This window comes from Pseudomonas sp. GM84 (genome assembly GCF_000282535.1).
GTDB lineage: Bacteria > Pseudomonadota > Gammaproteobacteria > Pseudomonadales > Pseudomonadaceae > Aquipseudomonas.
In genome coordinates this window covers 1-8,952 of sequence record NZ_AKJC01000254.1, presented here as the reverse complement: position 1 = coordinate 8,952, position 8,952 = coordinate 1, and the positions used below count along the sequence as shown (strand labels likewise).

At 64.8% G+C, this 8,952-nt stretch carries 10 protein-coding genes; 7 read left to right on the top strand and 3 right to left on the bottom strand.

From position 1 onward, the window contains the following. Positions 1 to 165: 165 nt before the first annotated feature. A complete protein-coding gene (locus PMI38_RS20015; RefSeq protein WP_008097798.1) occupies positions 166 to 3,030 on the top strand; it encodes a class I adenylate cyclase in 2,865 nt (954 codons plus the stop codon). Between the two features lies 1 nt (position 3,031). Here the strand turns inward: PMI38_RS20015 and rnk are convergent, their stop codons facing one another. From rnk to cyaY, 3 genes are all read right to left on the bottom strand, one after another. Beyond that, positions 3,032 to 3,442 carry a nucleoside diphosphate kinase regulator gene (gene rnk, locus PMI38_RS20010; RefSeq protein WP_008097797.1) on the bottom strand — a complete coding sequence of 137 codons (411 nt, stop codon included), beginning with the start codon at positions 3,440 to 3,442 and terminating at the stop codon, positions 3,032 to 3,034. 132 nt (positions 3,443 to 3,574) lie between these two features. Further along, positions 3,575 to 3,787, bottom strand: a complete 213-nt coding sequence (locus PMI38_RS20005) for a DUF1289 domain-containing protein (RefSeq protein ID WP_008097795.1) — start codon at positions 3,785 to 3,787, stop codon at positions 3,575 to 3,577. 1 nt (position 3,788) lies between these two features. Beyond that, positions 3,789 to 4,121: an iron donor protein CyaY gene (gene cyaY / locus PMI38_RS20000; RefSeq protein ID WP_008097793.1), complete on the bottom strand. Its 333-nt coding sequence runs from the start codon at positions 4,119 to 4,121 to the stop codon at positions 3,789 to 3,791. A gap of 188 nt (positions 4,122 to 4,309) precedes the next feature. On the opposite strand from cyaY, the gene lptM reads away from it, so the two are divergent. Genes lptM through PMI38_RS19970 form a run of 6 tightly spaced genes read left to right on the top strand, consistent with a single transcriptional unit; the run spans position 4,310 to position 8,920 of the window. Then, positions 4,310 to 4,513 carry an LPS translocon maturation chaperone LptM gene (gene lptM / locus PMI38_RS19995; protein WP_008097792.1) on the top strand — a complete coding sequence of 68 codons (204 nt, stop codon included), beginning with the start codon at positions 4,310 to 4,312 and terminating at the stop codon, positions 4,511 to 4,513. A 9-nt stretch (positions 4,514 to 4,522) separates the two neighbouring features. Continuing rightward, positions 4,523 to 5,770, top strand: a complete 1,248-nt coding sequence (lysA, locus tag PMI38_RS19990; RefSeq protein ID WP_008097790.1) for a diaminopimelate decarboxylase — start codon at positions 4,523 to 4,525, stop codon at positions 5,768 to 5,770. Between the two features lie 4 nt (positions 5,771 to 5,774). Further along, complete coding sequence (gene dapF / locus PMI38_RS19985) at positions 5,775 to 6,605, top strand: diaminopimelate epimerase (RefSeq protein WP_008097788.1); 831 nt, start codon at positions 5,775 to 5,777, stop codon at positions 6,603 to 6,605. 13 nt (positions 6,606 to 6,618) lie between these two features. Beyond that, complete coding sequence (locus PMI38_RS19980; protein WP_008097786.1) at positions 6,619 to 7,329, top strand: DUF484 family protein; 711 nt, start codon at positions 6,619 to 6,621, stop codon at positions 7,327 to 7,329. Beyond that, positions 7,329 to 8,228 (top strand): tyrosine recombinase XerC, encoded by a 900-nt coding sequence (gene xerC, locus PMI38_RS19975; RefSeq protein ID WP_008097784.1) that lies wholly within the window; start codon positions 7,329 to 7,331, stop codon positions 8,226 to 8,228. The genes PMI38_RS19980 and xerC overlap by 1 nt, the downstream gene beginning before the upstream one ends. Further along, positions 8,225 to 8,920 carry an HAD family hydrolase gene (locus PMI38_RS19970; RefSeq protein ID WP_008097782.1) on the top strand — a complete coding sequence of 232 codons (696 nt, stop codon included), beginning with the start codon at positions 8,225 to 8,227 and terminating at the stop codon, positions 8,918 to 8,920. Before xerC ends, PMI38_RS19970 begins: the two co-directional genes overlap by 4 nt. Positions 8,921 to 8,952: the final 32 nt, after the last annotated feature.

The window sequence follows — 8,952 nt, the reverse complement described above, 5'->3', positions numbered from 1 at the left end:
CCGGCTCCCACAAGGTCAGCGGTGATCGATGTGGGAGCCGGCTTGCCGGCGATAGCGCCCGCACAGCCGCTAGAAAAATGGCGTCAAGAACCCACGTGCTGCTTATCCGAGTGCTCCACTCAGGTTAAACTCGCCTCAGCTCCCCAGACTGCCCCTGAGTGCGCAATGAACCAGCCCCACGAAATCCGCCCAGACCTGCACGACGGCATCGACCGCAAGGTGCTGGCGAAGCTGCGTGCGCGGTTCCTGCAGCTGAACCAGGGCCGGCTCGAGCGCGCCATGGAGGGGCTTTCGACCCGCCAGCAACAGGTGCTGACCCTCCTGCCATTGCTGTTCCACGTCAACCATCCGTTGCTGCCTGGCTATGTCTCCGGCAGCACGCCAGCAGGCGTATCAGGCTTCGAGCCCTCTGCCGATCTGGTTGCCGAAGGCCAGCGGTTGGCCCGTTCGTTCAGCTACAAGACGCGCCTGGGTAACCCCCACCGCCCCATCCACGGCCTGTTCCTGATGGGCAGCCTCGGCTCCCTGGCCCAGGCCGAGCAGAGTGACATGGACCTGTGGGTCTGCCACGCCCCTGGCCTGGCCGAAGGCCCGCGCGAAGAACTGCAGCGCAAATGCCAGCTGCTCGAAACCTGGGCGGCCAGCCTGGGCGCCGAAGCGCATTTTTTCCTGATCGACCCGCAAAGCTTCGCCAATGGCCAGCGCGACGGCCAGCTCAGCTCCGACGACTGTGGCACGACCCAGCACTACCTGTTGCTCGATGAGTTCTACCGCACCGCGATATGGCTGGCCGGGCGCACGCCGCTATGGTGGCTGGTGCCGGTCTATGAAGAGCAGAACTACCAGCGCTACAGCGACACCTTGCTGAACAAACGCTTCATCCGCAGCACCGATGCCCTCGACCTCGGCCACCTGGCGCATATCCCGCCCGGCGAGTTCGTCGGGGCCGGCTTGTGGCAGCTGTTCAAGGGCATCGACTCGCCGTACAAGTCGCTGCTCAAGCTGCTGCTGACCGAGGTGTACGCCAGCGAGCATCCCGCCGTGCGCTGCCTGAGCCTGGACTACAAGCAGGCAGTGTTCGCCAATCGCCTGGACCTCGACGAACTCGATCCCTATGTAATGGTTTACCGGCGGATCGAACACTACCTGCAGCAACGCGGTGAAACCACGCGCCTGGAACTGGTACGGCGCAGCCTGTACCTGAAGGTCAACAAGAAGCTCAGCGGCCTCGATCGCACCCGCAACAACGGCTGGCAGCGCCGGCTTCTGCAACGCCTGGCGGACGAATGGGGCTGGGACCAACGCCAGCTGGCCCTGCTCGACAGCCGCAGCCAATGGAAGGTGCGCCAGGTAGCGGTCGAGCGCCGCGAACTGGTGGCCGAGCTCAACCATAGCTATCGCTTTCTCGGTCAATTTGCCCAAAACCAGAATGCCAGCAATCGCGCCGACCAGCGCGACCTGAACGTCCTCGGCCGACGCCTGTACGCGGCGTTCGAACGCCGTGCCGGCAAGATCGAAGTGATCAACCCCAGCATTGCCCCAGACCTCGCCGAAGACACCCTGACCCTGGTCCAGTCACCCAACCGAAAAGAGCCCGGCAGTCACCACTGGGGGCTGTACAACGGCAACCTGGGCGTGCACGAATGGGAGCACTTCAGCCCGATCAAGCGCTGCCGCGAGCTGCTCGAACTGCTGGCCTGGGCCCACCGCAACGGCGTCATCGACAGCAGCACGCGCCTGGCGCTGCACCCAGGCGAAAGCGACCTCAGCGAATTCGAGCTGTTCAACCTGATCGGCAGCCTGCAGCAGAGCATCCCCCTGCCGCTGGAGCCGGTCAGCGAAGTGCGCCTGCTGCAACCCAGCGTGGCCGACGAGATCCTGTTGCTGGTCAACGTTGGCGTCGACCCTTTGCGCCACCACCGCGACCTGAACATCCTGATGACCACCGAGCGCACCGACTCGCTGAGCTACGCAGGCGTTCGCGAAAACCTGGTATTGACGCTCGACCAGATCACCCTGAACAGCTGGAACGAAGTGCTGGTGCAGCGCTACGACGGCGAGCACGCCCTGCTGCGCTGCCTGCGCGACTTCCTCAACAGTCTCGGCCAGCGCAGCCACCGCCCGCGGGTGCGGGTGCGTTGCTTCTGCCACAACCGCGCGCAAGCCATCAGCCAGCGGGTCGAGGACATTTTCGACACCGTGCAGCTGCTGCTCGACCAGGACCGCAACTACCGCTACCTCGTGCAAGTGGCGCAGCACACCCATGTGCTGGAGCTGCTGCCCGGACAGGTCAACCTGACGACGCTGGCCGGGCATGCCGCCGTGCTCGATTGCCTGGGTGAAGAGCGCAACGTCTACAGCCCGCTGCACCTGGATGCCAATGCCTTGCAGGACCACGACCTGCCGCTGGTGCTGGAACAAGGCCGCCCTGACTGCATCCAGGTGTTCTACCGACTGCTCGACGGCTGGGCCGACCTTTATGTGCTGGATGAATACAACGCCCTGTGGCAGCAGCGTCTGCCACTGCATGACGAAAGTCACCTGCTGCTGCCGATTCAGCGCTTTCTGCGGTCGGTGGTGATGCGCCGCGATGCGCGCTTGCCACTGGACTATGTGCAGCAGGCTTCGCTGCAGATCCACTACGCCCAGTTGCTGCCCTCAGGGCCAGGCAAGGCGCGCAGCAGCGAGGCCCGTCCAGCGCCACGCGATGGCAATGACCAGCCGTACTACGAGGTGCAAGCCATTCTGCAGGCCGGCGCGGGTGATGAAGTGCATGTCACGCTGTATTGCGACCAGCAGGAGTTTTCCGAGCTGGAACATGGTGACGAGCTGTATGCCGTGGTCGCCCGGCAGATCCTCGGCCAGCGCCGCAGTGCCGGGCACTACCGCTGCTATATCACCGACCTGGACCTGTCAGAGCTGCTCGAGGATGAGCAGGGTTCGACCCTGCTGTACTTGCGCTACAAGCGAGCGCTCGAGCAGGCGCTCAATGATGGGTTGGCGCAGTTGCAGGCAACCCTGGAGCCTTGAATCAGAGGTCGAAATCACCCGCCGCTTCCGGCTGATATTCAACTTCCAGCAGCTTCAGCTTCAGGGTCTTGCCCCCTGGGGCCGGCCAGTCGATCTGCTCGCCCACCGACAGGCCCAGCAACGCGCAACCAATGGGCGCCAGGATGGAGACCTTGCCCTCGCCGCCTGCATCCTTCGGATACACCAGCGTCAGGTGGTAGTCCTTGCCGCTGGCCTCTTCGCGGCAGTGCACGCGCGAGTTCATGGTCACCACACCGGCTGGCACGTCCTCATGGCTGACCACTTGCTCGGCGCGGTCCAGCTCCTCCTGCAGGGCGAGCACACCCGGAGTACTTTCGTCGAGGCTGTCGATCAGGCGCTCGAGACGCTGTACGTCCAATCGGGTGAGGATGAGGGAAGGCTTGGTGCTCATGATCCAGTCAGGCTCCTTTCAACAGGCGGTTTTCGATGGGCAGATAAAGCAAAACCCCGCCCAAGGGCGGGGTTTGTGAATACTGTGGCGTCAGCGACGCATGCCTCGACACTACCACAGACGGGCAAATACTCAAGCCCGTGCGCGCAAGGCCTCGGCTTCACGGCAAATCTGCCGGCGCCGTTCATCGTCGGCCGAGCGCCATTCACGAATATGCTCGACGTGTCGATGGCAGCCGGTGCACACCTTGTGCTCATCCAGCCGGCAGACGCTGATGCACGGCGAAGGCACCGCGGGGCTGATGTTGCTGTACAGCGGCTTGGCTGGCCGCGCCTGGGCAGTCATGTCAGATCTCGTCGAAGTCCAGCTTCTCGCCGGCTCGCTCCCAGACGATGCGCTCGAGCATTTCGCCCAGCAGCTCTTCGCTCTTCTCGCACACCCACTTGCCGCTCTCTTCGTCGTAGTCGAAGTGGAAGCCACCGGAACGATCGGCCAGCCACAGCTGGCGCAGCGGCTCCTGGCGGCTGAAGATCAGCTGGCTGCCGTTGTCGAACTTGACGGTCAGGACGCCGGCGGAATTCTCCATGTCCAGGTCCATGCCGCTCTCGTCGAACAGGTCTTCCAAAGCCTGTTGGGTGGCGTCGACCAGATCATGGAAACGCGCTTCGCTCAAACTCATTGCAGGAACCTCGAAATTGGCTGCATTACAGGCAAGCCGGGCAAGATACGGGCGCTTGGCGCTGAATGCAAAGGTTAGCCGCTGGCCCATCAGCATAGCCCGCCCGGCGGACCGGCTCTTGCATAGGCAATCCGCCGGTCGCTCGGTATACTCGGGCGCAATACTGCATATTTCAAAGGATTTCACCCATGAAGCGCCTGATTTCCTCACTTGCGGCGCTGGTCGCGGTTGCCTGCCTCGTTTCGGCCTGCGGTCAGAAAGGCCCTCTGTACCTGCCTGAAGATGGCAAGGATGGCAAAGGCAGCCACAAGTCGCATCAGCACCAGCACGCGCCGGCGGTACAGCCGCAGGACGAGCAGCCCATCGAGCCCGAGCAGTCGCCTGCGCAGTAAGGAAATCACATGAACGCTTTCAACTACCGCGACGGTGAACTGTTCGCGGAAGGCGTGGCCCTGTCGGCCATCGCCGAACGTTTTGGCACCCCCACCTACGTGTACTCGCGTGCCCACATCGAAGCCCAGTACCGCAGCTATACCGACGCCCTGCAAGGTGTCGATCACCTGGTCTGCTTCGCGGTCAAGGCCAACTCCAACCTTGGCGTGCTGAACATCCTGGCGCGCCTGGGTGCCGGTTTCGACATCGTGTCCGGCGGTGAACTGGAGCGTGTGCTGGCCGCCGGCGGGCGTGCCGATCGCGTGGTGTTCTCCGGCGTCGGCAAGACCCGTGAAGACATGCGCCGCGCCCTGGAAGTCGGCGTGCACTGCTTCAACGTCGAGTCCACCGACGAGCTCGAGCGCCTGCAGGTTGTGGCCGCCGAGATGGGCAAGGTTGCCCCGATCTCGCTGCGGGTCAACCCGGACGTGGATGCCGGTACCCACCCGTACATCTCCACCGGCCTCAAAGAGAACAAGTTCGGCATCGCCATCGCCGACGCCGAAGCCATCTACGTGCGTGCCGCGCAGCTGCCGAACCTGGAAGTGGTCGGCGTCGACTGCCACATCGGTTCGCAGCTGACCACCGTCGACCCGTTCCTCGACGCCCTCGACCGCCTGCTGGTGCTGATCGACCGCCTCGCCGAATGTGGCATCCACCTGCGCCACCTGGACCTCGGCGGCGGTGTCGGCGTGCGTTATCGCGATGAAGAGCCGCCATTGGTAGCCGACTACATCAAGGCCATTCGCGAGCGCGTCGGCGACCGTGACCTGGCCCTGGTGTTCGAACCGGGCCGCTACATCGTGGCCAACGCCGGTGCCCTGCTGACCCGCGTGGAATACCTCAAGCACACCGAACACAAGGACTTCGCCATCATCGATGCGGCGATGAACGACCTGATCCGCCCGGCCCTGTACCAGGCCTGGATGGGCGTCAGCGCGGTCACCCCACGCGAAGGCGAAGGCCGTGCCTACGACCTGGTCGGGCCAATCTGCGAGACCGGCGACTTCCTCGCCAAGGACCGCCAGCTGAACCTGGCCGAAGGCGACTTGCTGGCCGTACAGTCGGCGGGCGCCTATGGTTTCGTCATGAGCTCGAACTACAACACCCGTGGCCGTTGCGCAGAAATCCTGGTCGACGGCGACCAGGCTTTCGAAGTGCGCCGTCGCGAGACCGTCGCCGAACTGTACGCTGGCGAAAGCCTGCTGCCGGAGTGAACCCATGCTGCTGCGCTTTACCAAGATGCATGGGTTGGGCAACGACTTCATGGTCCTCGACCTGGTCAGTCAACACGCCCACATCCAGCCCAAGCACGCCAAGCAATGGGGTGACCGCCACACCGGCATCGGCTTCGACCAGCTGCTGATCGTCGAAGCGCCGAACAACCCGGAAGTGGACTTCCGCTACCGGATCTTCAATGCCGACGGCTCCGAGGTCGAGCAGTGCGGCAACGGCGCGCGCTGCTTCGCCCGTTTCGTGCTGGACAAGCGTCTGACCGCGAAGAAACGCATCCGCGTGGAAACCAAGAGCGGCATCATCGTGCTGGACGTGCAGAACGATGGCCAGGTGTGCGTCGACATGGGCCCTCCGCGCTTCGTTCCGGCCGAGATCCCGTTCGTTGCCGATGAGCAGGCGCTGAACTACCCGCTGGAAGTCGACGGCCAGGTCCACTCGATTGCCGCCGTTTCCATGGGCAACCCGCATGCCGTGCTGCGCGTCGATGACGTGCGCAGCGCGCCGGTGGAAACCCTGGGCCCGAAGATCGAAAATCACCCACGCTTCCCGCAGCGGGTGAACGCCGGCTTCATTCAGGTCATCGACCGCCATCGCGCCAACCTGCGGGTATGGGAACGGGGTGCGGGCGAGACCCAGGCGTGCGGCACCGGCGCCTGCGCCGCCGCCGTGGCTGCCATCAGCCAAGGCTGGATGGACTCTCCGGTATCCCTCGACCTGCCCGGTGGCCGCCTGAACATCGAATGGGCCGGCCCCGGCAAGCCCGTGCTGATGACCGGCCCAGCCGTGCGCGTCTACGAAGGACAGGTTCGTCTCTAAGCGAGTAACCGCCATGACCGATCAGCCCCAGGTTGTACCCCAGCAGTCCAGTGAGCTCGATGCCGAAGCGGTGGTCGCCTACCTGCGCGCCCACCCGACCTTCTTCGCCGAACACGACGAACTGCTGGTCGAACAGCGCATCCCCCACCAGCGTGGCGACAGCGTGTCGCTGGTGGAGCGCCAGCTCAAGCTGCTGCGCGACCGCAATATCGAAATGCGCCATCGCCTGTCGCAACTGATGGACGTGGCCCGGGACAACGACCGGCTGTTCGACAAGACCCGCCGGCTGATCCTCGACCTGCTCGACGCTGGCAGCCTGGAAGAAGTGGTGATGGCGGTCGAAGACAGCCTGCGCCAGGAGTTCCAGGTGCCGTTCGTCAGCCTGATCCTGTTCGGCGACAACGCCGCACCGGTCGGCCGCTGGGTCAGCAACGCCGAGGCCCAGCAGGCCATCGGCGGGCTGCTGGGTGGCGGCAAGACGGTCAGTGGCAACCTGCGCGAGAAAGAGCTGGCCTTCCTGTTCGGTGAGGAGCAACGCCTCGAAGTGGGCTCCAGCGCCGTCGCCGCACTGGAATACCAAGGGCTGCACGGCGTGCTGGCGATCGGTAGCCGTGACCCGCAGCACTACAAGAGCAGCGTCGGCACGCTGTTTCTCGGCTACATCGCCGAAGTACTAGGCCGGGTAGTCCCACGCCTGACCCAGACCCTGCGTCCGGTGCGCTGATGGAACGCCAGCTGGAAGCTTATTGCGCACACCTGCGCAACGAGCGCCAGGTGTCGGAACACACCCTGCTGGCCTACCGGCGCGACCTCGATAAAGTCATCGCGTACTGCAACAACCAGGGCATCGCGGGCTGGAGCGACCTGCAGATCCAGCAACTGCGCCAGCTTGTGGCCCGCCAGCACCACCAAGGCCAGTCCTCGCGCAGCCTGGCACGGCTGCTGTCGGCTGTGCGCGGCCTGTATCGCTATCTCAATCGCGAAGGCCTGTGCCAGCACGACCCCGCCAGCGGCCTGAGCGCGCCCAAGGGCGAGCGCCGGCTGCCCAAGGTGCTGGACACCGACCGTGCCCTGCAGCTGCTCGATGGCGGCGTCGACGACGATTTCATCGCCCGCCGTGACCAGGCGATCCTCGAGCTGTTCTATTCGTCCGGCCTGCGCCTCTCGGAACTGACCCAGCTCGACCTCGAATACCTCGACCTCGGCGCCGGGCTGGTCCAGGTGCTGGGCAAGGGCGGCAAGGCGCGCGTGCTGCCGGTGGGGCGCAAGGCCCGCGAGGCGCTGCAGGCCTGGTTCAAGCTGCGAGGCATCGGTGGCCCACGCGACAACGCCGTATTCATCACCCGCCAGGGCAATCGGCTCAGCCCACGGGCGATCCAGATGCGGGTCAAGGCTGCCGGCGAGCGTGAACTGGGCCAACACCTGCACCCGCACATGCTTCGCCATTCTTTCGCCAGTCATGTGCTGGAATCGTCCCAGGACCTGCGCGCGGTGCAGGAAATGCTCGGCCACGCCGACATCAGCACCACGCAGATCTACACCCACCTGGACTTCCAGCACCTGGCCGCGGTGTACGACAGCGCCCACCCTCGGGCCAAACGCAGCAAAGGCACTGACTCATGAGCATCAAGCTGATCACCTTCGACCTCGATGACACCCTGTGGGACACCGCGCCGGTGATCGCCAGCGCGGAAGTCGTGCTGCGCGACTGGCTGCAGGCCAATGCACCGATTCTCGGCGGCGTGCCGGTAGAGCACCTGTTCGCCATCCGTGAGCGCCTGGTGCAGGCCGAGCCCGGCCTCAAGCACCGCATCAGCGCCCTGCGCCGGCGGGTACTGTTCCATGCCCTGGAAGAGGTCGGCTACAGCGAGAAGCACGCGCAGGAGCTGGCCAACGAAGGGTTCGAAGTGTTCCTGCATGCGCGGCACCAGGTCGAAGTCTTCCCCGAGGTGCAGCCGGTGCTGGAGATCCTGCGCCATCACTACACCTTGGGCGTGGTCACCAACGGCAATGCCGATGTGCGCCGCCTGGGCTTGGCGGATTACTTCAAGTTTGCCCTGTGTGCGGAGGATCTGGGGATCGGCAAGCCGGATCCGGCGCCGTTCCTCGAAGCGCTGAAGCGCGGCGAGGTCGAGGCAGGCGCGGCGGTGCATGTGGGCGACCACCCAGGCGATGACATTGGCGGGGCGCAGCGCGCCGGGTTGCGTGCGGTGTGGTTCAACCCGCAGGGCAAGGCGTGGGCGGGTGAACAGGCGCCGGATGCGCAGATTCAACGGTTGTCGCAGCTACCCGACGTGATGGCGCGCTGGCGCTGACAGGGGCCGCTTTGCGGCCCAATCGCCGGCAA

Coding starts and splice junctions, on each gene's coding strand:
- PMI38_RS20015 (WP_008097798.1), top strand. CDS start 166: ATGAACCAGCCCCACGAAATCCGCCCAGACCTGCACGACGGCATCGAC.
- rnk (WP_008097797.1), bottom strand. CDS start 3,442: ATGAGCACCAAGCCTTCCCTCATCCTCACCCGATTGGACGTACAGCGT.
- PMI38_RS20005 (WP_008097795.1), bottom strand. CDS start 3,787: ATGACTGCCCAGGCGCGGCCAGCCAAGCCGCTGTACAGCAACATCAGC.
- cyaY (WP_008097793.1), bottom strand. CDS start 4,121: ATGAGTTTGAGCGAAGCGCGTTTCCATGATCTGGTCGACGCCACCCAA.
- lptM (WP_008097792.1), top strand. CDS start 4,310: ATGAAGCGCCTGATTTCCTCACTTGCGGCGCTGGTCGCGGTTGCCTGC.
- lysA (WP_008097790.1), top strand. CDS start 4,523: ATGAACGCTTTCAACTACCGCGACGGTGAACTGTTCGCGGAAGGCGTG.
- dapF (WP_008097788.1), top strand. CDS start 5,775: ATGCTGCTGCGCTTTACCAAGATGCATGGGTTGGGCAACGACTTCATG.
- PMI38_RS19980 (WP_008097786.1), top strand. CDS start 6,619: ATGACCGATCAGCCCCAGGTTGTACCCCAGCAGTCCAGTGAGCTCGAT.
- xerC (WP_008097784.1), top strand. CDS start 7,329: ATGGAACGCCAGCTGGAAGCTTATTGCGCACACCTGCGCAACGAGCGC.
- PMI38_RS19970 (WP_008097782.1), top strand. CDS start 8,225: ATGAGCATCAAGCTGATCACCTTCGACCTCGATGACACCCTGTGGGAC.